The organism is Rhodanobacter thiooxydans (assembly GCF_021545845.1).
In the GTDB taxonomy this organism is placed as follows: domain Bacteria; phylum Pseudomonadota; class Gammaproteobacteria; order Xanthomonadales; family Rhodanobacteraceae; genus Rhodanobacter.
On record NZ_CP088923.1, the window covers coordinates 210,246 to 236,260 of the forward strand.

The following is a 26,015-nucleotide window of genomic DNA, read 5'->3' on the forward strand; positions in this document are numbered from 1 at the left end:
CTATGCGTACATGGTGTGGGGGAGCGACCCGCCGTCTCGGCATGCTGGTGCTGCTGTGCGGCCTCGGCCTGGCGGGGATGTCGACGGCACGGGCGGCCAGCCTCGATCCGGCGCTGCTGCCGAAGATCCAGGCGGCCACCTTCGAGGTGGTGCAGGCCAAGCCGGCCGTCGACCCGCTGAGCTACGAGCGGCCGCTGCCGCTGGAGCTGCTGCCCTACCAGGAGCGTACCGACAAGTACTACTCCATCGGCACCGCGTTCGCGATCGGCCACAACCGCTACGTCACCGCCGCGCACGTGCTGCTGGCCGGCGTGGACAGCCTGTGGGGGCCGCCCCAGCTGCGCGACGCCGCCGGTCGCGTATACCCGATCGGCAAGATCGAGAAGTTCTCGCTGGGCAAGGATTTCGTGGTGTTCTCCCTGGCGCAGCCGCCGGCGGGCGACGCCGCGTTGGAGCTCGACGCCAGCCCCGCGCTGAACCAGGTGGTCTATGCGGTGGGCAATGCGCTGGGCACCGGCGTGGTGATCCGCGACGGTCTGTACACCTCCGACACGCCGGAGCAGCAGGACGGCGCCTGGAAATGGATGCGCTTCTCCGCCGCCGCCTCGCCCGGCAACAGCGGCGGCCCGCTGCTCGGCAAGGATGGCAAGCTGATCGGCGTGGTGCTGATGAAGTCGGCCAACGAGAACCTCAACTACGCGCTGCCGATCCGCGAGGTGCTGGATGCGCCCGCCGGCAAGGCGGTGATGGATACGCGCGTCACCTACCAGATCGACCTGTTCGACACCGTGCAGAACGACCGGCTCAAGGCGCAGTTCGCGCTGCCGGTCGGCCTGGGCGATTTCTACCGCGAGTACCAGGCCCGCATGGACGCCAACAGCGACACGCAGCTGAAGGCGCTGCTGGCGAAGGAGTCGGCCAACCTGTTCCCGAACGGCGCGGGCTCGGCGCGGCTGCTGCACCAGCAGACGCAACTGGACGGCTTTCCCACGCTGATCGTGCGCGGCACCGACGGCGAATGGCGGCGCGCCGGCGGACAGGCGCAGCGTTTCGCGCTGGACGGCAACGGCTATGTGGCCACCGGCGGGGTGGCGCGCAATGGCCTGGTCCGCCTGCGCCGGCCCGACGGGGTGGCCGCGGCAACGTTCTATGGCGACGCGAAGTCGCGCATGGACCTGCTGGCGCGCACCGGCATGTTCCAGCGCGAGGTTGCCGGCGAGAAGGTCAAGATCACCTCGCTGGGCAAGCCGGTGCGCGAATCGACCCGCCTCGACCGCTGGCAGCGGCCGTGGCATGTCGGCGTGTGGACGCTGCCTTACGCGAATGCGCTGGTGGTGGCGTATACGCTGCCGGTGCCGGACGGCAGCGTGATGCTGGTGCGCTTCACGCCGCCCTCCCACGAGTACGACAGCATGCTGGACCTGGACGAGATGAGCAGCTTCGTCCACGTCACCTACCAGGGCACGCTGGCGCAATGGAAGGACTTCCTCGCTCACCCGGCCTTGCAGCCGGCCGCGTTCAAGAACATCCACATCGGCTTCGACTACGACCGCCGCTTCAGCTACGCCTCGCAGCGGCTGCGCTTCGCCTACCCGTCCGCGGTGCAGGCGATCAAGCCGGACAACCTGCTGTGGCTCGGCTTCCGTTTCTTCCTGGACGACGGCAAGCCGGTATGGGACGTGGGCGACGTGAACGTGTGGAAGGACACCGCCTCCGACGACCACAACAACGTCAACGTGCAGCGTTATGTGGCGCCGCCGCCCGGGCTGGACGATGACTTGAGCAGCCGCTGGCGCAAGCTGTCGGCGCGCGAGTATCCCTACAATGGCGTGGCGCGCTACGAGAACGACCTGATGAAGATCAACGTCGTGGTCGCCCCGGCCGCCCCGGCCGGGCAGCCGTCCACGGTGCTGTACACCGCCTTCTACGGCACCGTGGGCACGCAGCCCCAGGCCGACATGAAGGGCAAGCTCGACCTGCTGACCAAGGACATGCAGGTCACCGAACATTGATGCCTGCGCCGGCGCCCACGGCGGCGCCGGGCAGGGAAACAGACGCGGAACCACCATGCACGCGGTACTGCAGAACCGTCCGGCGGACGGCCCCGAACCCACCGCCTGGCTCGCCATGGCCGATGGCCAGCAGCTGTTCCTGCGCGACTGGCCGCTGGCCGGCGCGCGCGGCGCGGTGCTGCTGGTGCACGGGCTGGGCGAGCACAGCGGCCGTTACCAGCGCCTGGCGACCTGGTTCAACCGGCGCGGCTACGCCGTGCGCGGCTACGACCAGCGCGGCCACGGCCGGAGCCCGGGCCGTCGCGGCGGCCTACGCCATGGCGACGATCTGCTGGAGGATCTGGCCACCGTCTATTACGACTACGCCGGCGGCCTGCCGCATCCGCCGCTGCTGCTCGGCCACAGCATGGGCGGCCTGGTGGCCGTGCGCGCCGTGCTGGACGGCCGCGTCGAGCCGCTGGCGCTGCTGCTGTCGTCGCCGGCGCTGCGTACCCGCGAGTCGCCGCGGATGATAGCGCTGGCGCGGCTGCTCGCCCGCGTCGCGCCAAACCTGCCGCTGCGCAACGGGCTGGATTTCGACCAGCTCTCGCACGATCGCCAGGTGGTGGCCGACTACCGCCGCGACCCGCTGCGCCACGGCTGGATCACCCCGCGGCTGGCCGACTTCATCTTTCGCGCCGGCGCCGCATGCATCGCCGACGCCGCCCGTCTGGCGCTGCCGACCCTGCTGCTGGTGGCCGATGGCGACGGCATCGTGGACCCATCCGGCAGCCGCGAGTTCGCCCGCCAGGCGACATCGACCGGGCAGCTCACCACGCGCTTCTTCTCGCTGCTGTACCACGAGCTGTTCAACGAGAACGAACCGGGCCGCGGTCAGGTGCTGATGCAGCTGGGCGACTGGCTGGGCCGGCAGGACGCGCCGGCGCCACACCGCTGAAAGCCGCGCGCCCGATCCGCGCCTCCGGCCTGCCATGAATTCCGGCGATACTCTCCATCAACCTACAGGGAGAAGGTTGCATGTCGCGTCGATCGTACGAGTGCCTTTCGCGCCGGGTGTGGTCGCGCGCGCTGATTGCCTTGCTGCTGGGCCTGCTGCTGGCGGCCTGCCATCGCGGCCCCGACAACGGCAAGCCGGCCCTGCAAGGTGCGCCGGCCGCCAGCGCCTCCGCGCCGGCCAGGGCGCAGGCGGAGTTCGCGCTGGTCTCGGCCAGCTCGCAGACCACGGATTCGCGCACCGCGCTGGTCCTGCGCTTCAACGCCGCGCTGGCCTCGGCGCAGGCGTTCGACACGCTGGTCGCGGTGACCGGCCCGAACGGCGAGGTGGTCGGCGGCAGCTGGAGCCTCGACGACGACAACAAGACGCTGCGCTTCCCGTTCGTGCAGGCGAACACGCGCTACGCGGTGCAGCTGAAGGCCGGTCTGCTCGCCGCCGACGGCCGCACGCTGGGCCACGCGGTGAAGCACGACGTGTACTCCGGCAACCTGCCGGCGGCGGTCGGCTTTGCCTCGCACGGCAGCGTGCTGCCGGCGCGCGGCACGCGCGGCCTGCCGCTGGTGTCGATGAACGTGCACGACGCCGACGTGGAGTTCTTCCGCGTGCGCGACGACGCGCTGTCGGACCTGTTCTGCAGCTATCCGCGCAACGGCCACCGCGACAGCTACGAGCTCGACCACGACGTCGCCTACTACAACAGCTGCGGCGAGGGTGACGACCGGCGCAGCCGCGTGCCGATCACCCAGCTGGCCGACTCGGTCTACGCCAACCACTACACGCTGGGTGGCGAGCCGAACGAGCGCACCGTGACCTACCTGCCGGTGCAGAACATCAAGGAGCTGGCGCAGCCAGGCGTGTACATGGCCGTGGTCAAGGCCGGCGGCAGCTTCAGGGAGGGCTACGACACCGCTACCTTCTTCGTCAGCGACCTCGGCTTGCACCTGCGGGTGTACCGCGACAACGTGCTGCTGCACGTGGCCTCATTGCGCGACGGCAGCGCGGTCAACGCGGTGGACATCGAGGTCCGCGACGCGGCCGGGCGCAGCAAGCTCAAGGCCACCACCGGCGCCGACGGCGATGCGCTGCTGGCATACAAGGTGAAGGCTTCCGACGTGCTGGTGGCGCGCCATGGCAAGGATGTTTCGGTGCTGCCGTTCAACCGGCCGGCGCTGGACGTGTCCAACTTCGACATCAGCGGCCGCCGGCAGGCGCCGTTCGAGGTATACGCCTGGTCCGGACGCGACCTGTACCGCCCCGGCGAGACGCTGCGCGCCTCGGCCCTGCTGCGCGATTTCGACGGCAAGCCGATGAAGGCGCAGTCGCTGTTCGTGCGGGTGAAGCAGCCCGATGGGCGCGTGCTCGCCGAGCAGCGGCTGGAGCCGCAGCAGCTAAATTACTTCGAGCTGAGCCAGGCGATCCCGGCCGACGCGCCGACCGGCCTGTGGCAGCTGGAATTTCGCCTCGACCCCGCCAGTAAGGAAACCGTGCAGGCGTTCCCGTTCCACGTCGAGGAGTTCCTGCCCGAGCGGCTCAAGGTGGAGTTGTCCAGCCCGCAGCCGCGGCTGGCGCCGAACGAACCGCTGAAGCTGAAGGTCGCCTCCAGCTACCTGTACGGCGCGCCCGCCGACGGCAACCGCTTCACCGCGAAGCTGCTGGTGGCGCCGGAAGTGCATCCGCTGGAGCAGATGACGGACACCTTCTTCGGCGACCCGACGGTCGAGCTGCCGAAGAGCGCCGACGACGTGGTCGACGCGAAGCTCGACGCGCAGGGCGTGCTGGAGCAGGACGTGGCGCTGCCCGACGACGTCAAGCCGGTTGCGCCGCTGGCGGTGACCCTGTCCGGCAGCGTCTACGAAAGCGGCGGCCGCGCGGTGACCCGCCTGCTCAAGCGCACCTACTGGCCGGCCGACGCGCTGGTCGGCGTGCGCCCGCTGTTCAACCCGAAGCAGGGCGCCGCAAGCGAGGCGCCGGCCGGCTTCGAGATCGTGCGGGCGAATGCCGACGGCGCGCTGGTCGCCGGCAGCCACCTGAAGGTGCGCCTGCAGCGCGAACTGCGTGATTTCTACTGGCTGTACGAGCGCAGCGGCGGCTGGCAGTCGAACGCAAACCAGCGCCTGCAACTGATCGAGGAAAAGGACGTCGACGTGGCCGCTGGCAAGTCGGCCCACGTGGAGTTCCCGGTGCAGTGGGGCAGCTACCGGGTCGAGGTGTACGACCCGGCCACGAAACTCACCACGGTGTTCCCGTTCTTCGCCGGCTACAGCTGGGACGACCAGAATCTCGGCAAGGAGGCGCGCCCGGACAAGGTCAAGCTGGCGCTGGACAAGGCGCGCTACCGCGCCGGCGACACCATGAAGGTCACCGTGACGCCGCCGCAGCCCGGCCCCGGCGTGCTACTGGTGGAATCGGACCATCTGCTCTACACGAGGAACATCGACGCGAAGGCCGGCGCGGTGTTCGAGATCCCGGTGACGAAAGACTGGGAGCGCCACGACGTCTACGTGACCGCGCTGGTGTTCCGCGGCGGCGAGGCAGCCGAGCACACCACGCCGGCGCGCGCGATGGGCGTGGAGTACGTGGCGATGGACCGCAACGACCGGCGCATCGCGCTGAAGCTCGACGCGCCCGCGCTGCTGCGCCCGGGCAACCCGCTCGAGGTCGGCGTGCAGGCGAGTGGGCTGGCCGGGCAGCAGGCGTTCGTCACACTGTCGGCGGTCGACCAGGGCGTGCTCAACATCACCAGCTATCCGGTGCCCGACGCGTGGGCGTGGCTGTTCGCCAGGCGCGCGCTCGGCGTCGATGCGTACGACCTGTACAGCCGCATCATCGAGGCGATGGACGGCACCGAGGCCAGGCTGCGCTATGGCGGCGACATGAGCGGCGCGGCCTTGCCCAAGGCCACCCGGCTCAACCCGAAGGTGCAGATCGTCGACCTGTTCGCTGGCCCGGTGGCGTTCGATGCGCAGGGCAGGGCCAAGTTGCATGTGGACGTGCCCGACTTCAACGGCAGCCTGCGCCTGGCCGCGCTGGCGTACACCGACAGCCGCTACGGCAACGCCGACGGCGCAGTCACCGTGCGTGCGCCGCTGGTGGTCGAGCCGAGCACGCCGCGGGTGATGGCGGCCGGCGACAAGGCGATGATCAGCCTGGATCTCAAGAACCTGTCCGGCAAGGACGGCACGGCGAAGGTCAGCGTCAAGGGCGGTGGCCCGATCACGGTGGACAAGGCCACGCCAAGCGTGCCGCTGAAGGATGGCGCCGGCGCCACCTTGCACATGCCGGTGACGGCACAGGCGGGCGCGGCAGTGGCGACAGTGGACATCCACGCCGAGTTGAACGACTACCGGGTCGACCGCCACTTCGAATTCGCGGTGCGTCCGGCCTGGCCGGAGACGGTGAGCACCACGCCGCTGGCGCTGGAAGCGGGCAAGCCCGTGCACTTCGGCGGCGCCGCGATCGCCGGCCTGCTGCCGGCCACGGTGAACGCGCGGATCACCCTGAGCACCCTGCCGCCGCTGCCGTACGCGGCCGCGCTGCGCGACATGCTGCGCTACCCCTACGGCTGCATCGAGCAGACCACCAGCAAGGGCTACGCCGCCTTGATTCTGGACGGCCAGACGGCCAAGGCATTGGGTACGCAAGTGATGAGCGACGCGATGCGCAAGGCCGCGGTGGATGGCGCGCTGTCGCGGATCGCCTCGTTCCAGGCCAGCAACGGCCACTTCAGCTTCTGGGGCAGCAGCAGCCCGATCGTCACCTTCACCACGCCGTACGTGGTGGACTTCATGCTGGACGCGCGCGACGCCGGTTTCGCGGTGCAGCAGGACGTGCTGCAAAAGTCGCTGCAGCGGCTCAACGACGACCTGCTCGCCGGCGGCCACCCGTACTACGAGTACGAGCAGCACGATCACCTGCGCCTCGCCGACGAGGCGTACTCCGGCTTCGTGCTGGCCCGCGTCAACCGCGCGCCGCTGGGCACGCTGCGCGCGATCTTCGACAACGAGCGACAGAAGCTGGTGGCGCCGCTGCCGCTGCTGCACCTCGGCATCGCGTTCAAGTTGATGGGTGACAACGAGCGCGCGCAGAAGGCGATCGACGAGGCGTTCGCCTGGAGCAAGGAGCGCCCCTGGTACGTCGGCGACTACGGCTCGGAGCTGCGCGATCTGGCGCTGATGGTCGCGCTCACCCACAGCTACGGCATGAGCAAGCCGGCCTACGACGCCAAGCTGGTCGACTGGGCGCGCAACGCCACCGCGAACGTGCGCCAGCGGCAGAAGGAGTTTGCCGACTACCGCTGGTCGTGGTCGTACCTGAGCACGCAGGAACAGGCCGCGATCGCGCGTGTGGCGGCGGCGTTCGACGCGAAAAGCGGCGCGCCGCTGGCCGCCACGATCAGCGTGAACGGCAAGGCCGAGACCGCGCCGGACCAGCGCGTGTGGAGCCGTGCGCTCAACGCGGCCGAACTCGGCGCCGGCATCGGCGTCGGCGTGCAGCCGACCAGCGACGCGGCGGTGTTCGCCACGCTCGACGTGGCCGGCATCCCGCAGCATGCACCCGCCGCCGATGCCAGCCAGATCGACGTGCGGCGCAGCTGGTTCACCACCGACGGCAAATCGTGGAGCGGCGGACCGCTGAAGGAAGGCGACACGCTGATTGTCGAGCTGAGCATCGAGGCGCGCATGAACGTCCCCGACGCGCTGGTCACCGATCTGCTGCCGGGCGGGCTGGAGGTGGAGAACCTCAACCTCGGCGGCGCGCAGTCGTGGTCCGGCGTGGTGATCGACGGCATCGAGCTGGACCAGCACGCCGCGGCGGCGCAGATCGTGCACGAGGAATACCGCGACGATCGCTACGCCGCCGCGCTGAACCTGAGCCGCGGCGACACCGCCCGCGTGTTCTACCTGGTGCGCGCGGTGACCCCGGGCACCTACACCGTGCCGCCGCCACTGGTGGAGGACATGTACCGCCCGGCCGTGCGCGGCATCGGCAAGGCCGAGCCGGCGAAGATCACGGTGGTGGAGCCGTAGCCGCTTTGCTCCTCCCCCTGCCTGCAGGGGGAGGTTGGGAGAGGGTAGCGCTCTTGCCTCTATCTTGAAGATCAAGAGCACCCCACCCCAACCCTCCCCTGCTGCGCAGGGGAGGGAGCAAAGGCAGCCTCGCCGCGCTCTGCAGACCCGCATGGCATCATGACCGCGACCTCATCCGCACCGCTTCTTCCTGCTCCGTGCCGCTCCCGCACCTGGCGCTGGCTGCGCGGCATCGTCATCGCCACCATCGCGTTGCTGCTCGCTGCCTTCGCGCTCGACCGCCTGTTCCCGCTGCACCTCCCCGCGCCCGACACCGGCAGCACGGTGGTGCTGGCGCGCGACGGCACGCCGCTGCGTGCGTTTGCCGACAGCGACGGCGTGTGGCGCTACCCGACTACGGCGAAACAGGTGTCGCCGCTGTACCTGCAGGCGCTGCTGAACTACGAGGACCGCTGGTTCTACCGCCACCCCGGGGTCAACCCGTATGCGCTGCTGCGCGGGCTGGGCGGCGGGCTGCGCCACGGCCGCATCGTTTCGGGCGGTTCCACGCTGAGCATGCAGGTGGCGCGGATCATCCAGCCGATTCCGCACACGTTCCGCGGCAAGCTGGTGCAGATCCTGCGCGCGCTGCAGCTGGAGGCGCACCTCAGCAAGGCGCAGATCCTCGACCTCTACCTCAACCACGCGCCGTTCGGCGGCCCGATCGAAGGCGTGGAGGCGGCCTCATGGGCGTACCTGGGCAAGCCGGCGGCGCGGTTGTCGCATGCCGAGGCGGCCCTGCTGGCGGTGCTGCCGCAGTCGCCCAGCCGGCTGCGCCCGGACCGCCACGCGCAGGCGGCGCGCGCCGCGCGCGACAAGGTGCTCGGGCGCATGCGCGACCTCGGCGTGTGGAGCGTGGCCGAGGTGCACGGCGCGGCGATCGAGCCGGTGGCGGCGCGCTCGCTGCGCGCGCCGCTGTCCGCCGCGCTGCTGGCCGAGCGGCTGCACCGCGAGCAGCCGGCGGCGCGGCGCATCACCAGCACCATCGACGCGAACCTGCAGCGCGCCGCCGAGGAGCGGGTCGGCGCGTATCTGTCGCGGCTGCCGGCGCATACTTCGGCGGCGCTGCTGGTGGTGGACAACGCCACGCTGGAGGCGCGCGTCTACGTCGGCACCAGCGAGTACGCCGACCCGCAGCGGCACGGCTACGTCGACATGGTGCGCGCGCCGCGCTCGCCGGGCTCCACGCTGAAGCCGTTCCTGTACGGGCTGGCGCTGGACGACGGGCTGATCCACTCGCAGAGTCTGCTGGTCGACGCGCCGCAGGATTTCGGCGGCTACAAGCCGGGCAATTTCGACGAGGCGTTCTCGGGGCCGGTCAGCGCGGCCGAGGCGCTGCAGCGCTCGCTCAACGTGCCGGCGGTGGACGTGCTGGACCGGGTCGGGCCGGGCCGCTTCGTGGCGCGGCTGGCGAACGGCGGCATCGACCTGGGCCTGCCGGACGGCGCGACGCCGAACCTGTCGATCATCCTCGGCGGCGCGTCGACCCGGCTGGAAAACCTGGTCGGCGCGTACACCGCGTTCGCCAACGGCGGCATTGCCGGCACGCCGCGTTACACGACGGAACAACCTGCGCGGCCGCGCCGGCTGCTGTCGCCCGGGGCGGCGTGGATCATCCGCGACGTGCTGGCGCACAACCCGGCCGACGTCGAGGGCGCGCCGCTGGCCGGCGCGATCAACCGGCACGAGCGGGTGGCGTGGAAGACCGGCACCAGCTACGGCTACCGTGACGCCTGGTCGCTTGGGGTTACCGACCGCTGGACGGTGGGTGTGTGGATCGGTCGTCCGGACGGCACGCCGTCGCCCGGCCAGTACGGCGCGGTGACCGCCTTGCCGCTGCTGTTCCAGATCGTCGACATGCTGCCGCAGCGCGACGCCAGCGCGCCGGCGCGGCCGGCCAGCGTGACGTCGGTCGCCATCTGCTGGCCGCTCGGCGGCACGCTCGCCGCCACCGATCCCGCGCTGTGCCGCCAGCACCGCACGGCCTGGGTGCTCGACGGCGCGTTGCCGCCGACGTTCGCCGAACGCGGGCTCGACGCCTGGTCCGCCGGCCTGCTCACGCTGCGCGTCAACGACCAGGGCCAGCGCCTGAGCGGTGCCTGCCACGCCCGCCGCGAGCGCACGATCCGGCTGGCGCGCTGGCCCGCGCTGGCCACGCCGTGGCTGGGCGTGGACGACCGCGCCCGTTCTGCGCTGCCGCCGCTCGCGCCCGGTTGCGCCGCCGACGCACTAAACCGCGCCAGCCCGATCCGCATCAGCGGCCTCATCGACGGCGTCACCCTGCGCCGCGCGCCGAACAGCGACAAGCCGCTGCGCGTGACCCTGCGTGCGCTGGGCGCGCAGGCCGGCGTGCAATGGCTGCTCAACGGCCGCCTGCAGGGCAGCAGCGAGGCCGACGCCGCGATCGCCATCACCTTGCCGCAAGCCGGCGATTACCGCATCACCGCGGTCGCCCGCGACGGCGCCTTCGCCACCCTCACGCTGCGCGTGGTGGGGCCGCCGGCGTGAGCGCAGGCGCGGTTAAGAAAGAACTAAGCAGCAGCTTCCAGAATGGCCGCATGCATGATGCCGACCAGCCCTGTCATACCCCCACGGTGACTTCCCGCCTGCGCACGGCGTGCGCCGTCGCGCTCGCGCTGCTCGTGTCCGGCTGCGCCAGCTACGCGCCGTTGCCGCTGGGCTCGGGCGAAGGCGCGGCCGACGTGGCGCAACTGACCGCGCCCACCAGCAGGATGCCGCTGCCGTCGCTGGCGACGCATCGCTTCGATCCCGCCGACGGGCTGGACGTGACCGAGACGGCGATGCTGGCGGTGGCGAACAGCCCGCCGCTGAAGCTCAAGCGCGACGAGCTGGGCATCGCCCGCGCGCAGGCGTTCGCGGCCGGCCTGCTGCCCGATCCGCAGCTGAGTCTGGGCGAGGACTTTCCGCAGCATTCGGGTGGCGGCCTGACCACCGCGTTCAACCTCGGGCTGAGCGAGGACGTCACCGCCCTGCTGACCCGTTCGTCGCGCAAGGCAGCGGCGCGCAGCCAGGCGCAGCAGGTGAACCTCGACCTGCTGTGGGCGGAGTGGCAGACCGTGGCGCAGGCACGGCTGTTGTTCGACCAGGTGCTGAACCTGCGCGCGCAGCAGGCGCGGCTGGCCAGCGAGCAGGCCGCGCTGGAACAGGTCACCCCCTATATCCAGTCGGCGCTGGACGCCGGCAACCTCAGCTACGACAGCGCCAGCGCCGGCCTCAACGCCGCGGCCGACGTGCGCCGCCAGCTGGCCGACAACGCGGTGGCGCTGCACCAGGCCGACAGCGACCTGCACGTGCTGCTGGGACTCGCGCCGACGGCAACGCTGGACCTGGCCGGCGCACCGTACCGGGTCGCGCCGACGCCGGCGCAATTGCAGCAGGCGCTGGCCGACCTGCCGCGGCGGCGGCCGGACCTGCTGGCGCTGCAGGCCGGTTACCAGTCGCAGCAGGAGAAACTGCGCACCGCCGTGCTGGCCCAGTTTCCCGCGCTGAACATCGGCTTCAACACCGCGCGCGACACCGGCGCCGTCTACACCCGCGGTTTCACCGTCGGCATCACGCTGCCGTTGTTCGACCGCAACCGCGGCAACATCGCGATCGAGCGGGCGACCCGGCAGCAGCTCAAGGACGACTACGAATCGCGCGTGCTGACCACGCGCAGCGACATGCAGCGACTGGCCGCCGACCTCGCCACACTGGCGCAGCACGAGCAACGCCTGGCCGCCCACACGCAGCAGTTGGACGCCGCCCGCCGCATCGCCGAGCAGTCGTGGCGGCAGGGCCTGCTGGACTGGCCGACCTGGCTGGCGATCCGCAGCCAGTCGCTGGCCGCCGACCTCGAGCTGCTCGCCGTGCAGCAGCAACAGGCCACCCAGTCGATCGCGCTGGAAGCGCTGCTCGGCAACACCGCGCTGGCCGCGCCCGGCCCCTCCGCCCCCGCACAGGCTCCCACGCCATGAACCGATTCCTGCTGTTGCCGCTGCTGTGCCTGCTGCTGGCCGCATGCGGCCACGACGCCGCCAACGAAGATGCGCCGGTCGCTGCGGGCCAGGTGCTGGTGACCGTCGCGCGGCCGCTGCAGCAGACCTTCCACGACACGGTCGAGGCCTGGGGCAGCGCGGCGGGCGATCCGCAGCGCGCGCGCGCGGTCAGTCTCGGCCATGGCGGCCAGGTGGTGGCGCTGAGCGTGGCGGCCGGGCAGAGCGTACGCCGCGGCCAGCCGCTGCTGACGATCGCCCCCGATCCCGTCGCGCGCAGCGCGTACCTGCAGGCGCAGAGCGCGCTGGAACTGGCCAGCGGCGAGCTCAAGCGGGTCGAACAGCTGGCGGCGCAGCGGCTGGCCACGCAGTCGCAACTGGCCGCCGCGCGCAAGGCGCTGGCCGACGCGCAGGCCGCGCTGGAGGCGCAGCGCGCGCTCGGCGGCGGCAGCGTGCAGGAAATCGTGGCCGCGCCGGCCGACGGCGTGGTCGGTGCGCTCAGCGTGGGGCTGGGCGAACGCTTCGCCGCCAACGCGCCGCTGCTCGCCTTCATCCCGGCGCATGCGCTGGTGGCGCAGCTGGGCGTGCAGCCGGAGGACGGCGCGAAGCTGCGCGCCGGCATGCCAGTGCAGCTGCGTGGCGTGTACGGTGACGCGGCTGCCTTCGCCGGCACCCTGCGCATGGTCGGGCAGGCGATCGACCCGCAGACCCGCCTGCTCGGCGCGCAGGTCGAGCTGCCCGCCGACGCCGGCGCGACCCTGGTGGCCGGCGCCGCGCTCGAGGCGCGCATCCGCACCGACGATTTCACCGCCTGGGCGGTGCCGCGCGCGGCCGTGCTGCACGATGCGCGCGGCGACTACCTGTTCGTGGCCGAGCAGGGCCACGCCAAGCGCGTCGAGGTGAAGCTGCGCAGCCCGGACGGCGACACCGTCGGCGTGCAGGGTCCGCTCGACGCGCAGGCAAAAATGATCGTGCTCGGCGCCTACGAGCTCAACGACGGCGATGCGGTGCGGGAGTCGACCAAGTGAGCATTGCCGCATGGATGCAGCAGCATCGCCGCTCGCTGCTGTTCCTTGCCCTGATGCTGGCGATCGGCGGCCTCGCCAGCGCGCTGCGGCTACCGGTGGCGCTGTTCCCGAACGTGGCGTTCCCGCGCGTGCAGGTCACCCTGGATGCCGGCGACCGCCCGGCCGACCAGATGGCGGTGCAGGTGACCACGCCGGTGGAGGAGGCGATCCGCCGCGTGCGTGGCGTGCGCGACGTGCGCTCCACCACCAGCCGCGGCAGTGCCGAGGTGGCGGTGATGTTCGACTGGGGCGCGGACATGGCCGGCGCGCTGCAGGAGGTCAATGCGGCGGCCGGGCAGATCCTGCCGCAGCTGCCCGCCGGCACCCAGCTGTCCACCCGCCGCATGGACCCGACCACCTTCCCGGTGCTGGCCTACAGCCTGCGCTCGCACGTGCAGTCGCCGAGCGCGCTGCACGACCTGGCCGAGTACCAGCTGCGCCCGCTGCTGAGCGGGATCAGCGGCGTCGCCAACGTTAACGTGCAGGGCGGCGAGGTGGCCGAATTCCACGCCGATGTCGATCCCGGCAAGCTGCGCGCGTTGAACCTGAGCCTGGGCGATGTCGCCGGCGCGGTCGGCCACGCGGCGACGATCCAGGCGATGGGCCGCGTGTCCGACCACTACAAGCTGTACCTGCTGCTGGCGAACAACCAGCCGAAGAGCTTGGCGGCGCTGCGCGCCATCGTGGTCCGCGCCGGTCCCGCCGGCGTGGTGCATCTCGGCGACGTGGCGGAAGTCAGCCTCGACCACGTGCCGCAGTGGATCCGCGTCAACGCGGATGGCCAGAACGCCGTGCTGCTGCAGGTCTACCAGCAGCCCGACGGCAACAGTGTGCAGATCGCCGCCGAGGTGAGGCAGCGGCTGGCCGACTACGCGCCGCAGATGCCGGCCGGCGTGCGGATCGCCAACTGGTACGACCAGACCCAGCTGGTGACCGGCGCCGCCACCAGCGTGCGCGACGCGATCCTGATCGGCGTGCTGCTGGCCGGGCTGGTGCTGTTCGTGTTCCTGCGCAACACGCGGGTGATCCTGGTCGCGCTGCTGGTGGTGCCGGCGGTGCTGGCGATCACCGTGCTGCTGCTGTCCGTGCTCGGCATGAGCTTCAACATGATGACGCTGGGCGGCATGGCGGCCGCGGTGGGCCTGATCATCGACGACGTGATCGTGATGCTCGAACACATCATGCGCCGGCTCAACCAGGGCGAGGGCGAAGTGCACGAACGCATCGCCGGCGCGGCCCACGAGTTCACCCGCCCGCTGACTGGCTCCAGCGCCGCCACCGTGGTGATCTTCCTGCCGCTGGCGTTCCTTTCCGGCGTCACCGGCGCGTTCTTCAAGGCGCTGTCGCTGACCATGGCCAGCGCGCTGGTGATTTCCTGGCTGCTGACCTGGGTCGCGGTACCGCTGCTGGCCGAGCGGTTCCTGGACAAGCGCCATCTGGTCGAGCATCCGCAAGGCCGCTTTACCAGGGGCATGATGCAAGGTTACCGGAACGTGCTGCAGCGCTGGCTGCGGCGGCCGCTGCTGGCGCTGCTGCTGGTGGTGCCGCTGGTGCTGGTCGGCGCAGTGGCTTACACCCGCGTCGGCACCGGCTTCATGCCTGCCATGGACGAGGGCGGCTTCATCCTCGACTACCTGTCCAAGCCCGGCACCTCGCTGGAGGAAACCGACCGCCTGCTCAACCAGGTGGAGGCGATCATCCGCGCGAATCCCAACGTGGACACCTACTCGCGGCGTACCGGCCTGCAGCTGGGCGGCGGCCTCACCGAGGCGAACCAGGGCGATTTCTTCGTGCGCCTGAAAAACGGCTCGCAACTGCCCACCGAGGAAGTCATGACCCAGGTGCGCACCGAGGTCGAGAACAAGGTTCCGGGGCTGGACATCGAGCTGTCGCAGTTGATGGAAGACCTGATCGGCGACCTGGTGGCGGTGCCGCAGCCGATCGAGGTGCAGCTGTACGGCGACGACCCGGCGCAGCTGAACGCCACCGCGGACAAGGTCGCCGGGGCGATCGGCAAGATCAGCGGGGTGGTGGGCGTGCGCAACGGCACCAATCCCGCCGGCGATGCGCTGACCGTGCAGGTCGACCCGGCCAGGGCCGCGCTGGAGGGGCTCGACCCGACCAGCGTCACCGACCAGGTGGCGGCGGCGATCGACGGCACGGTGGCGGCCCAGCTGCCGACAGGCGGCAAGGTGGTGGGCGTGCGCGTGCGTCTGCCGGAGCGCGCGCACCGGCGGCTGGAGCAGGTCGCCGCGTTGCCGATCCGCGCCGGCGACGGCCACCTGCTGCCGCTGTCGCGGGTGGCCACGCTGCGCGAGGTGCAGGGCCAGCCGCAGATCACCCGCGACAACCTGAAGCGGATGGTGGCGGTGACTGGCCGCATCAGCGGGCGCAGCCTCGGCGCCGCCATGGCCGACGTGAAGGCCGCGCTGGCCCGGCCGGGGCTGCTGCCCAAAGGCATGTACTACCAGCTCGGCGGCCTGTACCAGCAGCAGCAGCAGGCGTTCCGCGGGCTGACCATCGTGATGCTGGCGGCGATCGCGCTGGTGTTCACCCTGCTGCTGTTCCTGTACGAGAGCTTCCGCGTCGCCATCGCCATCCTGGCCATGCCGCTGCTGGCGATCCCGGCGGTGTTCGCCGCGCTGTGGCTGACCGGCATCGAGCTGAACATCTCGGCGATGATGGGCATGACGATGATCGTCGGCATCGTCACCGAGGTGGCGATCTTCTATTTCTCCGAGCTGGAGCAGGCCGCCGCCGAAGCGCCGCTGCACGAGGCCCTGCACGCGGCCGGGCAGCACCGCGCGCGGCCGATCCTGATGTCCACGCTGGCCGCGATGCTGACCCTGCTGCCGCTGGCGCTGGCCATCGGCCAGGGCTCGCAGATGCAGCAGCCGCTGGCGGTGGCGATCATCGCCGGCCTGCTGGTGCAGGTGCCGCTGGTGCTGCTGGTGATGCCGGTGCTGTACGCGCTGCTGCGCCGGCGCGATGCGGCAGCGGGCTAAGGCCGGCGTAAGCGAGCGCGTCCATGCTTGTTCCTGATGAGTTGAGCTTCAGCTGGCCGCTCCCTTCTCCCTCTGGGAGAAGGTGGCCCGTAGGGCCGGATGAGGGTTCGGGCGAAGCAACGAGTCACCGGCATGCCAAGAGTTGGGACTTCGTGCTTCGCCCGAACCCTCTCCCCAACCCCTCTCCCGCCGGGAGAGGGGCTTCAAGCAGCTGAGGCTCGGCGCCCACCAGGTGTTCGTTTGCCCTCTCTTTCTATCAAAGGTGCCGACCATGCCGCGACCGATCCGCAAGCTGCTGCCCGCTGCGCTGCTGGCGCTGGCGGTGCTTCCCCTGGCTGCCGCGTCGGCGGCATCGCCGCCGGCTCCGCAGCTGCTCTCGCGGTTGGCGCTGGGTGGACCGGGCGGCTGGGATTACCTGGCGTTCGATGCGCCCAGTCGCCATCTGTTCGTCAGCCGCGGCGACCGCGTGCTGGTGGTCGACGTCGACAGCGGCAAGCAGATCGGCACGATCCCCGGCACCGCGGGCGTGCACGGCATCGCGCTCGCCGACGAGCTGCACCGTGGTTTCGTCAGCGACGGCGCGAGCGCGTCGGTGACGGTGTTCGACCTGGCCTCGCTGAAGACCGTGGCGACGATCACCGGCACCGGCCAGAACCCCGATGCGGTCCTGTATGACGGCGCCTCGCACCACGTGCTGACCTTCAACGGCCACAGCGCCAGCGCCAGCGTGATCGACCCGGCGAAGAACGCGGTGGTCGCGAGCATCGCGTTGCCCGGCAAGCCGGAGTTCGCGGTGGCCGATGGCAGCGGCCGCGTCTACGTGAACATCGAGGACAAGTCCGAGCTGGTGCAGCTGGATTCGCTCCAGGACAAGCTGCTGCAGACCTGGCCGCTGGCGCCGTGCGAATCGCCCAGCGGGCTGGCCCTGGACCATGCGCACCATCGCCTGTTCGCGGTATGCGACAACCGCACGATGACGGTGCTCGATGCGGTGGACGGCCATCACGTGGCCGACGTGCCGATCGGCGACGGCCCGGACGCGGTGGTGTTCGACGGGGCCGAGGCGATGATCTACAGCGCCAATGGCCAGAGCGGCACGATCACCGCGGTGCACGAGGACGACCCGGACCATTACACGGTAACGGCGACGGTGCCCACCCAGGCGAGTGCGCGCACGCTCGCGCTGGATGCGAAGCTGCACCGGCTATATCTCTCCGCCGCGCGGCTGGGTGCCACCCGCCAGGCCAACGGCCGCCGCCCGATCGAGCCGGACAGCTTCGCCGTGCTCACCGTCGGACGGCCCTGAGAACCTATCGCTAGCCTTGCTGTAGGAGCCCGCTAGCGGGCGATGCTCTTGTGCCGGGATTCGGGATTAGGGATTCGGGATTAGGGATTCGGGATTCGGAAGAGCTGCCATGCGCGACGCTCTGCTTTTTTCGAATCCCGAATCCCAGCTTCAAAAGCATCGCCCGCTGGCGGGCTCCTACAAGTGGTGAGTCAGGCTTCCTACGGGCGGAGGTCAGGCAGCGGGATCACCACCTGTACGCGCAGGCCGCTGCCGTAGGGCGAGTCGAGCAGCTCGATGGCGGCGCCGTGCAGCTGCGCCGCGCGCTGCACGATCGACAGGCCCAGCCCGTAGCCGTCGCCGCGGCTGCCGCTTTCACGCTGGAAGCGGGCGAACACGCTGGCGCGGCGCTCCGCCGGAATGCCGGGGCCGTCGTCGATCACGTCGATCAGCGCGGCGTGTTCGCCACGCTCGATCGACAGCTGCACCTGGCCGCCGGCGGGTACGTGGCGCAGCGCGTTTTCGAGCAGGTTGCGCAGCAGCGCGGCCAGCGCCGCCTCGTAGCCGTGCACCAGCAGCCGTGGCTCCAGCCGCGCCACGCTCAGCTCGACGCCGCTCTCGGCGATCACCGGCGCGAGTTCCTCCAGCACGCCCGTCGCCACCGCGGTCAGGTCGACGCGCATGCGCTGGCCCGACGCCGCACCGGCTTCCAGCCGGGCCAGCGCCAGCAGCTGTTCGACCCGCCGGGCCAGCTCGGCGATGACGTGCTGGGCACTGCCGAGCGCAAGCTCCACCTCGGCCGGGTCGGCGCTGGCCATCGCGTTCTCCAGGTTGATCATCGCCGAGGCCAGCGGCGTGCGCAGTTCGTGCGCCACGTCGGCGCTGAAGCGGCGCTCGCGCTCCAGCGCATCCTCCAGCCGGGTGAGTTGTTCGTTCAGTGCCGCCAGCACCGGCTGCAGTTCCAGCGGCGCGTCGCGCAGCAGCACCGGCTCGTGGCTGCCCGGCTCCCGCGACGACAACGCGCGGGTCAGCGCTTCGAGCGGGCGCAGCCCGCGGCGTATCGCCCAGCCCACCAGCAGGGCCAGTAGCGGCAGCCCGACCAGCAGCGGCAGGCTGTGCTCCAGCCATACCGCGTGCATGATCTCGTCGCGGCTGTCGTAGCGCTCGCCGGTGCGGATCACCACGCGGCTCGCCGCGTCGTGCAGGGTGAACACGCGCCAGCGGTACGTTCCCAACCATACGTCCTGGAAATCCGCGTCGCCGGCCTGCGGCGGCGGCATGCCGGCGAGGTTGGCGGTGGCCAGCACCAGGCGGCCGCCGGGTTCGAACACCTGGAAGCCGACCTCGGATTCGTAGGTATAGCGTTGCCGCGGCGGGCTGCCGATGAGGCCGGCCTCGATCGGCACCAGCACGCGGTCGGGGTCGCGGTGCTGCAGCGCCTCCAGGTCGGCCTGTGCGACCAGCACCTGCAGCGTGCGCGCCGACTGCGCCAGCCGGCCGTCGGAGAGTTCGCCCACTTCGCGGGCGGTGCGCTTGAAGCTGAGCACGCCCAGCGGCAGCAGCACCGCGGCCAGCACCACGATGACCAGCCAGCGCAGCCGGCCGTGCAGGCTCGCCGACTTCAGCGGGTTCGCCCACTTCATTGCGGCTCCCGCGGGATCATGTAGCCGAAGCCGCGCACGGTCTGGATGGTGTCGAAGCTCAGCTTGCGGCGCAGCGTGTGCACCAGCACCTCCAGCGCGCTGGAGCCGACCATGTTGTCCAGTCCGTACAGCGAGTTCTCCAGGTTCTCGCGGCGCACCAGCCGGCCGGCGCGTTCCATCAGGATCTGCAGCAGGGCGAATTCGCGCTTGGTCAGCTCGACCCGCTCGCCGCGGAAGCTCACCTCGGAGGTGCCGAGGTCCAGGCTCAGCGCACCGGCCTCGATGCGGTTCGCCGCCAGGCCCTGCGCGCGGCGGGTCAGCGAGCGGATGCGCGCGGCCAGCTCGTCCACGTGGAACGGTTTCACCAGGTAGTCGTCGGCGCCGGCATCGAGGCCGCGCACGCGGTCGTCCAGCCCGTCGCGCGCGGTCATCACGATCACCGGGGTCCTGATGTGCATACGGCGGGTCTCGACCAGCACGTCGAGCCCGTCCTTGCCGGGCAGGCCGAGGTCGAGCAGCACCAGGTCGGCGGTCTGGTCGCGCAGCGCCAGCAGCGCCTCGCGGCCGTCGCGCAGCCAGCTGACCGTATAGGCGAGGCGTTCCAGCGCGCGCTGGATCGCCGCGCCGAGCTGGGGGTCGTCTTCCACCAGGATGATGTGCACCGACAGGCTCCTTCGCACGGCCCGAGAGCCGCCGGCCGATTATCCGGCGATCGGCTTGCAAAGTGCTGAGATCGCGGGCCGGCACGGCGGATTTGCCCGCCACTCGGCCCGGCCTATAGAATCGGGCGAAGCGACGTGGAGTCATTCGGGCTGCCGCAACGGCGGCCCGCGATACCGCGACTTGCAGGCGTTCCATCCGCTGAAGTGCGCGGACGCTCATGAAAAGGCCAGGGTGCGATGCCCCGGCTTTTCTGCCGGAGACACCACCGACAATCTTTCGAGCGAGCACCGCGACTGATGCCTGACGCCATCCTGCCAAGCACCATCCTCGCCCTGCCGTTCGTCGCCGCGCTGTGGCTGTTGCGCCCGCGCGGCCGCCGCGTGGCGGTGTGGCTGATGACCGCCACTGCGCTGCTCGGCCTGCTGCTATCGCTGTGGCTGTACCCGGCCATCGCCGGCGGCGACGCCTTGCGCCAGGTGATTGCGTGGGCGCCCGGGCTGGGCCTGGACCTGGTGCTGCGGGTGGATGGCTTCGCCTGGCTGTTCATGCTGCTGATCTGCGGCATCGGCGCGCTGGTGGGCATCTACGCCCGCTACTACATGCCGGCGGACGATCCGCTCGCGCACTTCTACGCGCTGCTGCTGGCCTTCATGGGTTCAATGCTGGGCATCGTGATGTCCGGCAACGTGGTGCAGCTGGTGTTCTTCTGGGAACTGACCAGCCTGTTCTCGTTCCTGCTGATCGGCTACTGGCACCACGGCGCCTCGGCGCGCGACGGCGCGCGGATGGCGCTGATCGTCACTTCCGGCGGCGGCCTGTGCCTGTTCGCCGGCGTGCTGCTGCTGGGTCATATCGCGGGCAGTTACGACCTCGACACGATCCTCGCCGCGGGCGATGCGGTGCGCACGCATGCGCTGTACCTGCCCACGCTGCTGCTGATCCTGCTCGGCGCGTTCACCAAGAGCGCGCAGTTCCCGTTCCATTTCTGGCTGCCGCAGGCGATGTCGGCGCCCACGCCGGTATCGGCCTACCTGCATTCGGCCACCATGGTGAAGGCCGGCGTGTTCCTGCTGGTGCGCTTCTGGCCGGTGCTGGGCGGCACCGACGCGTGGTTCTGGATCGTCGGCGGCACCGGCCTGGTCACGCTGGTGCTGGGTGCGTACGCGGCGATGTTCGAGCAGGACCTGAAAGGCGTGCTGGCCTATTCGACGATCAGCCACCTCGGCCTGATCACCATGCTGGTCGGCCTGGGCAGCGCGCTGGGCGTGGTCGCCGCGATCTTCCACATCGTCAACCACGCCACCTTCAAGGCCTCGCTGTTCATGGCCGCCGGCGCGGTCGATCACGAGGCCGGCACGCGCGACCTGCGCAAGCTCGGCGGGTTGCGCCGCTTCATGCCGGTCACTGCGACGCTGGCGCTGATCGCCGGTGCGGCGATGGCCGGGGTGCCGCTGCTGAACGGTTTCCTGTCGAAGGAGATGTTCTTCGCCGAGACGCTGGCCGCGCGCCAGGGGCCGCTGCTCAACGCGATTTCGGTGGTGCTCGCGGTGGCCGCCAGCGCGTTCGGCGTGACCTATTCGATCCGTTTCGTGCGTGGCGTGTTCTTCGGCCGCGTACCCGCCAGCTTGCCGCGGGAGCCGCACGAGCCGCCGCTGTGGATGCGCGTGCCGATCGGCCTGCTGGCGCTGGCCTGCCTGCTGGTGGGCATGCTGCCGGCGCGGGTGATCGGCCCGTCGCTGCGCGCGGCGGCCAGCGCGGTGCTGGGCGCCGGCCAGCTGCCGGAGTACAGCCTGGCGGTGTGGCATGGCGTGACCACGCCGCTGCTGATGAGCGTGCTCGCATTCGTCGCCGGCTGCCTGCTGTTCGTCAGCCTGCGCCGGCGCTTCGCCGCGCTGGAGACGGCGCCGCTGACCGGGCGATTCAGCGGCAAGCGCATCTTCGAGCGGGTGATGGCGGTGGTCGCGGCGGACCTGCCGCAGCGGATCGAGCGCCGCTACCCGAGCCGCCGGCTGCAGCCGCAGCTGCTGCTGATCGTGCTGCTGGCACTGGTCGCCGGCACGCTGGCGGCCACCAGCGCGCCGTTCGGCTTCCAGCCGCGCTGGTCCAGCGTGGACCCGGCGTTCGCCTTGCTGTGGCTGCTCGGCGCGGCCTGCGCGATCGGCGCGGCAAGCCAGGCCAAGTTCCACCGCCTCGCCGCGCTGGTGCTCACCGGCGGTGCGGGGCTGGTGTCGTGCGTGAGCTTCGTGTGGCTGTCGGCGCCGGACCTGGCGGCGACCCAGCTGCTGGTCGAGGTGGTCACCACCATCCTGATCCTGCTTGGCCTGCGCTGGCTGCCCAAGCGCATCGAGGGGCTGGCGGCGGAGAGCCGCACGCACCGCTTCCGGCGCCGCCGCGACATGGTCATCGCAACGGCGGTGGGCCTGGGCGTGGCCAGCCTGGCGTATGCGGCGATGATGCATCCGGTGGCCGACTCGATCTCGCGCTTCTTCCTCGAACGGGCGTACGCCGAAGGCGGCGGCCACAACGTGGTCAACGTGATCCTGGTTGATTTCCGCGGCTTCGACACGCTGGGCGAGATCAGCGTGCTGGCGATCGTGGCGCTGACCGTGTTCGCCCTGCTGCGCCGCTTCCGCCCCGCCGCCGAAAGCATCAACGCGCCGGCGCAGCAGCGCCTGCAGACGGCGCTGGGGGCGAGCGGACCCGGTCGCGCCGCGGATCATTCGCTGACCGACTACCTGATGATCCCCGGCCTGATCATCCAGCTGATGTCGCCGGTAATCGTGCTGTTCGGCCTGCACCTGTTCCTGCGTGGGCACGACCTGCCGGGCGGTGGCTTCGTGGCCGGCATCACCGTGTCGGTGGCGCTGATCCTTTTGTACATGGCGCGCGGCGCGCGCTGGGTGGAGGCGCATCTGCGCGTGCTGCCGGTGCGCTGGATCGGGCTGGGCCTGCTGCTGGCGGCCGGCACCGGGCTGGGCTCGCTGGCGTTTGGCCGTCCATTCCTCACCTCGTATTTCCGCCACGTCGAGCTGCTGGTGCTGGGCGAGCTGCCGCTGGCCTCGGCGGTGCTGTTCGACCTGGGCGTGTTCGTGGTGGTGGTGGGCGCCACCACGCTGATGCTGATCGCGCTGGCGCACCAGTCGCTGCGTCGCCCGCGCCAGCCGGCGGCTCCGGCGGAAGGGGAGGGCTGATGGAACTGGTGCTTGCCGCTTCGATCGGAATACTTGCCGCCTCCGGCGTGTGGTTGCTGCTGCGTCCGCGCACGTTCCAGGTGATCATCGGACTGACCCTGATCTCCTACGCCGTTAACCTGTTCATCTTCTCCATCGGCGGTTTGCGCACCGGCGCCGATCCGGTGCTGCGCGACGCGGCCGGCGACATTGCACAGTACGCGGACCCGTTGCCGCAGGCGCTGGTGCTCACCGCGATCGTCATTGGTTTTGCCACCACCGCGCTGTTCCTGGTGGTGCTGCTGACCTCGCGCGGGCTGACCGGCAACGACCACGTCGACGGCGAGGACGGCAGCGCATGAACCATCTGGTGATCGCGCCCATCGTCACGCCGCTGCTGATCGCCGCGCTGCAGCTGCTGGTGGGCGAGAAGCACCGGCGCACGGTGCTGGCGCTCAGCGTCGCCTCGTGCAGCGCGCTGGTGCTGCTGGCCGCGGCGCTGATGCATGCGGTGGCTGGTGAAGGTGCGCTGGCCGCGGTGTACCGCATCGGCGACTGGCCGGCGCGCTTCGGCATCGTGCTGGTGGCCGACCGGTTGTCGGCGCTGATGGTGCTGCTGAACGGCGTGCTGGCGCTGGCGCTGCTGCCGTACGCGCTGGGCCGCTGGCAGCATCGCGGCGGCCACTTCCAGCCGCTGCTGCAGTTCCTGCTGATGGGCCTGAACGGCGCCTTCCTCACCGGCGACCTGTTCAACCTGTTCGTGTTCTTCGAGGTGCTGCTGGCGGCGTCCTACGGCCTCGCCCTGCACGGCTCGGGCGCGCGGCGGGTCAGTGCGGGGCTGCACTACATCGCGGTGAACCTGACCGCCTCGATGCTGTTCCTGCTCGGCGTCAGCCTGATCTTCGGCGTTACCGGCACGCTGAACATGGCCGCGCTGGCCGAGCTGATCCCGCACGTGCCCGAGCGCACCCGCGCGCTGCTGCACGCGGGCGCGGCGCTGCTCGGCGTGGCGTTCCTGATCAAGACCGCGATGTGGCCGCTGGGCTTCTGGCTGCCGCGCACCTATGCGGCGGCGTCGCCGGCGGTGGCGGCGATGTTTGCGCTGATGACCAAGGTCGGCATCTACGTGCTGCTGAGGCTCGGCCTGCTGCTGTTCGGCGATGGCGCCGGTCCGGCGTCGGCCCACTTCGGCAGCGGCTGGATGCTGTGGGGCGGCGTGGCCACCGTGGTTGCCGGCACCGTCGGCATGCTCGGCGCGCGCGACCTGGCCAAGCTGGCCGGCTACAACGTGCTGCTCTCCTCCGGCACCCTGCTCGGCGCGATCGGCCTGCAGCAGCCGGCGGTGACCACCGGCGCGCTGGCCTACCTGGTGGTCTCCACGCTGGCGATCGCCGCGTTCTTCCTGCTCGCCGGCCTGCTCGCCTCCGACGGCGACGACGACACCGACGACACGCTGAGCCTGGAACCGTACGAGCAGCCGGGCGAACCCGCCACCAACGAAAGCCTGTACGCGCAGGAGGACGAGAGCCGGGTGGTGATCTCCGCGCCGATCGCCATGCTCGGCGCCAGCTTCCTCGCCTGCGCGCTGCTGCTGGCCGGGCTGCCGCCGCTGTCGGGTTTCCTCGCCAAGCTGGCCATGCTGACGCCGATGCTGGAAGCCGGCGCGCGGCCTGGCGCGGGGCTGCTGTTCGCGCTGATCATTGTGGCCGGCTTCTGCACGGTGATCGCGCTGTGCCGCGCCGGCATCCAGATTTTCTGGGTCGAGCCGGAGCGGATCTTCCCGAAGGTAAGGCTGGTGGAGAGCGCCTCCATCGCGGTGCTGCTCGGCCTGTGCCTGCTGCTGACCGTGCTGGTCGAGACGCCGCTGCGCTACCTGCGCGACACCGCCGGTCAGCTGCATGCGCCGGCCGGCTACATCCACGCAGTGCTGCCGCCGGCGCAGGTGCCGCCATGATCCGCCGCTGGCTGCCGTACCCGATCCTGTCCGCGCTGCTGCTGCTGATCTGGCTGCTGCTGAGCCAGAGCGTCGCGCCCGGCACGATCCTGCTCGGCGCGCTGCTGGGCATCGCGCTGGGGAAGATGTTCGGCCTGCTGCGTCCGCCGAAGGCGCAGCTGCGCAACTACCCGCTGCTCGGCGGGCTGTTCCTGCGCGTGGTGCTGGACATCTTCCGCTCGAACCTGGCGGTGGGCCGGCTGATCCTGCGTCGCGACCGCCGCGCGCGCTCCGGCTTCGTGGCGATCCCGCTGCAGCTCACCGACCGCTACGGCCTCGCCGTGCTGGCATGCATCATCACCTCCACGCCGGGCACCATCTGGGTCAGCTACGACCCGAGCGCGAACATCCTGCTGATCCATGTACTGGACCTGGTCGACGAGGCGGGCTGGATCGACACCATCAAGCAGCGCTACGAACGCCCCCTGCTGGAGATCTTCCAATGAGCCACGGCCTGCTCACCGCCGCCGTCATCGCCGCGCAGATCCTGCTGCTGCTGGCGATGAGCTTCTCGATCATCCGCATGGTGCGCGGCCCGCGCGCGCAGGACCGCGTGCTGGCGCTGGACGCGCTGTACGTCAACGCGATGCTGCTGCTGCTCACCATCGGCATCCGCAGCGGCAGCCTGCTCTACGTCGAGGCCGGGCTGATCATCGCGCTGCTCGGTTTCGCCAGCACGGTGGCACTGTCGAAATTCCTGATGCGTGGGCAGGTGATCGAATGAGCCATCTCGACGCGCTGCCGCCGTGGGCGGCGATCCTGGTCGCCGTATTCGTCATACTGGGCGCGCTGTTCGCCTTCGTCGGCTCGCTCGGCCTGCTGCGCCTGAAGAACTTCTACCAGCGCGTGCACGCGCCGACCCTGGGCACCACGCTGGGCACGTTCTTCATGCTGGCCGGCTCGATCACCTGCTTCTCGGTGCTGCACGGCCGGCCGATCTTCTACGAGATCCTGATCGGCGTGTTTCTCACCCTGACCACCCCGATCACCCTGATGCTGCTGGTACGCGCCGCGCTGTACCGCGACCGTGAGGAAGGCTCGGCGGACGTGCCGCAGGCGCAGCTGCACGAATAGCCAGGGTCAGGATGGATGGCATCCGTCCTTGACCGGCCTGGCCACCTC

16 protein-coding genes are annotated in these 26,015 nt (G+C 70.7%); 14 read left to right on the top strand and 2 right to left on the bottom strand.

Going from position 1 to position 26,015, the window contains the following annotated elements:
• Nucleotides 1-2 precede the first annotated feature (2 nt).
• From LRK53_RS00860 to LRK53_RS00895, 8 genes are all read left to right on the top strand, one after another.
• Nucleotides 3-2,012: a S1 family peptidase gene (locus LRK53_RS00860; protein WP_235642443.1), complete on the top strand. Its 2,010-nt coding sequence runs from the start codon at nucleotides 3-5 to the stop codon at nucleotides 2,010-2,012.
• 55 nt (nucleotides 2,013-2,067) lie between these two features.
• Nucleotides 2,068-2,949: an alpha/beta hydrolase gene (locus LRK53_RS00865; protein WP_235642444.1), complete on the top strand. Its 882-nt coding sequence runs from the start codon at nucleotides 2,068-2,070 to the stop codon at nucleotides 2,947-2,949.
• Nucleotides 2,950-3,029: 80 nt separating this feature from the next.
• A complete protein-coding gene (locus LRK53_RS00870) occupies nucleotides 3,030-8,033 on the top strand; it encodes an alpha-2-macroglobulin family protein (protein ID WP_235642445.1) in 5,004 nt (1,667 codons plus the stop codon).
• A gap of 159 nt (nucleotides 8,034-8,192) precedes the next feature.
• The gene (pbpC, locus tag LRK53_RS00875; RefSeq protein WP_235642446.1) at nucleotides 8,193-10,580 is read left to right on the top strand and encodes a penicillin-binding protein 1C; all 2,388 of its coding nucleotides are present in this window, start codon (nucleotides 8,193-8,195) and stop codon (nucleotides 10,578-10,580) included.
• Between the two features lie 50 nt (nucleotides 10,581-10,630).
• Nucleotides 10,631-12,049 (top strand): TolC family protein, encoded by a 1,419-nt coding sequence (locus LRK53_RS00880; protein WP_027493703.1) that lies wholly within the window; start codon nucleotides 10,631-10,633, stop codon nucleotides 12,047-12,049.
• Complete coding sequence (locus LRK53_RS00885; protein ID WP_027493702.1) at nucleotides 12,046-13,095, top strand: efflux RND transporter periplasmic adaptor subunit; 1,050 nt, start codon at nucleotides 12,046-12,048, stop codon at nucleotides 13,093-13,095. The genes LRK53_RS00880 and LRK53_RS00885 overlap by 4 nt, the downstream gene beginning before the upstream one ends.
• Nucleotides 13,092-16,139: an efflux RND transporter permease subunit gene (locus LRK53_RS00890; RefSeq protein WP_027493701.1), complete on the top strand. Its 3,048-nt coding sequence runs from the start codon at nucleotides 13,092-13,094 to the stop codon at nucleotides 16,137-16,139. The genes LRK53_RS00885 and LRK53_RS00890 overlap by 4 nt, the downstream gene beginning before the upstream one ends.
• Nucleotides 16,140-16,410: 271 nt before the next feature.
• Entirely contained in the window at nucleotides 16,411-17,445 is a 1,035-nt protein-coding gene (locus tag LRK53_RS00895) for a YncE family protein (protein WP_027493700.1), read from the top strand.
• A 200-nt stretch (nucleotides 17,446-17,645) separates the two neighbouring features.
• On the opposite strand, the gene LRK53_RS00900 is transcribed toward LRK53_RS00895, so the two are convergent.
• Together LRK53_RS00900 and LRK53_RS00905 are read right to left on the bottom strand one after the other, a co-directional pair.
• Nucleotides 17,646-19,067: a sensor histidine kinase gene (locus LRK53_RS00900; protein WP_027493699.1), complete on the bottom strand. Its 1,422-nt coding sequence runs from the start codon at nucleotides 19,065-19,067 to the stop codon at nucleotides 17,646-17,648.
• Complete coding sequence (locus LRK53_RS00905) at nucleotides 19,064-19,729, bottom strand: response regulator (protein WP_027493698.1); 666 nt, start codon at nucleotides 19,727-19,729, stop codon at nucleotides 19,064-19,066. The genes LRK53_RS00900 and LRK53_RS00905 overlap by 4 nt, the downstream gene beginning before the upstream one ends.
• Before the next feature lie 297 nt (nucleotides 19,730-20,026).
• Between LRK53_RS00905 and LRK53_RS00910 the strand changes: the two genes are divergently transcribed.
• From LRK53_RS00910 to mnhG, 6 genes are read left to right on the top strand one after another with little or no spacing between them, the layout of a single operon-like run.
• Nucleotides 20,027-22,921 (top strand): monovalent cation/H+ antiporter subunit A, encoded by a 2,895-nt coding sequence (locus LRK53_RS00910; protein WP_027493697.1) that lies wholly within the window; start codon nucleotides 20,027-20,029, stop codon nucleotides 22,919-22,921.
• The gene (locus LRK53_RS00915) at nucleotides 22,921-23,262 is read left to right on the top strand and encodes a Na+/H+ antiporter subunit C (RefSeq protein WP_027493696.1); all 342 of its coding nucleotides are present in this window, start codon (nucleotides 22,921-22,923) and stop codon (nucleotides 23,260-23,262) included. Before LRK53_RS00910 ends, LRK53_RS00915 begins: the two co-directional genes overlap by 1 nt.
• Nucleotides 23,259-24,854 (top strand): monovalent cation/H+ antiporter subunit D, encoded by a 1,596-nt coding sequence (locus tag LRK53_RS00920; RefSeq protein ID WP_235642447.1) that lies wholly within the window; start codon nucleotides 23,259-23,261, stop codon nucleotides 24,852-24,854. Before LRK53_RS00915 ends, LRK53_RS00920 begins: the two co-directional genes overlap by 4 nt.
• On the top strand, nucleotides 24,851-25,339 hold the full coding sequence (locus LRK53_RS00925) for a Na+/H+ antiporter subunit E (protein ID WP_027493694.1): 489 nt from the start codon (nucleotides 24,851-24,853) through the stop codon (nucleotides 25,337-25,339). The genes LRK53_RS00920 and LRK53_RS00925 overlap by 4 nt, the downstream gene beginning before the upstream one ends.
• Nucleotides 25,336-25,617 (top strand): K+/H+ antiporter subunit F, encoded by a 282-nt coding sequence (locus LRK53_RS00930; RefSeq protein ID WP_027493693.1) that lies wholly within the window; start codon nucleotides 25,336-25,338, stop codon nucleotides 25,615-25,617. The genes LRK53_RS00925 and LRK53_RS00930 overlap by 4 nt, the downstream gene beginning before the upstream one ends.
• On the top strand, nucleotides 25,614-25,967 hold the full coding sequence (mnhG, locus tag LRK53_RS00935) for a monovalent cation/H(+) antiporter subunit G (RefSeq protein WP_027493692.1): 354 nt from the start codon (nucleotides 25,614-25,616) through the stop codon (nucleotides 25,965-25,967). The genes LRK53_RS00930 and mnhG overlap by 4 nt, the downstream gene beginning before the upstream one ends.
• Nucleotides 25,968-26,015 lie beyond the last annotated feature (48 nt).

Coding starts and splice junctions, on each gene's coding strand:
- LRK53_RS00870 (WP_235642445.1), top strand. CDS start 3,030: ATGTCGCGTCGATCGTACGAGTGCCTTTCGCGCCGGGTGTGGTCGCGC.
- LRK53_RS00900 (WP_027493699.1), bottom strand. CDS start 19,067: ATGAAGTGGGCGAACCCGCTGAAGTCGGCGAGCCTGCACGGCCGGCTG.
- LRK53_RS00915 (WP_027493696.1), top strand. CDS start 22,921: ATGGAACTGGTGCTTGCCGCTTCGATCGGAATACTTGCCGCCTCCGGC.
- LRK53_RS00920 (WP_235642447.1), top strand. CDS start 23,259: ATGAACCATCTGGTGATCGCGCCCATCGTCACGCCGCTGCTGATCGCC.
- LRK53_RS00895 (WP_027493700.1), top strand. CDS start 16,411: ATGCCGCGACCGATCCGCAAGCTGCTGCCCGCTGCGCTGCTGGCGCTG.
- LRK53_RS00865 (WP_235642444.1), top strand. CDS start 2,068: ATGCACGCGGTACTGCAGAACCGTCCGGCGGACGGCCCCGAACCCACC.
- LRK53_RS00930 (WP_027493693.1), top strand. CDS start 25,336: ATGAGCCACGGCCTGCTCACCGCCGCCGTCATCGCCGCGCAGATCCTG.
- LRK53_RS00885 (WP_027493702.1), top strand. CDS start 12,046: ATGAACCGATTCCTGCTGTTGCCGCTGCTGTGCCTGCTGCTGGCCGCA.
- LRK53_RS00925 (WP_027493694.1), top strand. CDS start 24,851: ATGATCCGCCGCTGGCTGCCGTACCCGATCCTGTCCGCGCTGCTGCTG.
- mnhG (WP_027493692.1), top strand. CDS start 25,614: ATGAGCCATCTCGACGCGCTGCCGCCGTGGGCGGCGATCCTGGTCGCC.
- LRK53_RS00910 (WP_027493697.1), top strand. CDS start 20,027: ATGCCTGACGCCATCCTGCCAAGCACCATCCTCGCCCTGCCGTTCGTC.
- pbpC (WP_235642446.1), top strand. CDS start 8,193: ATGACCGCGACCTCATCCGCACCGCTTCTTCCTGCTCCGTGCCGCTCC.
- LRK53_RS00880 (WP_027493703.1), top strand. CDS start 10,631: ATGCATGATGCCGACCAGCCCTGTCATACCCCCACGGTGACTTCCCGC.
- LRK53_RS00860 (WP_235642443.1), top strand. CDS start 3: ATGCGTACATGGTGTGGGGGAGCGACCCGCCGTCTCGGCATGCTGGTG.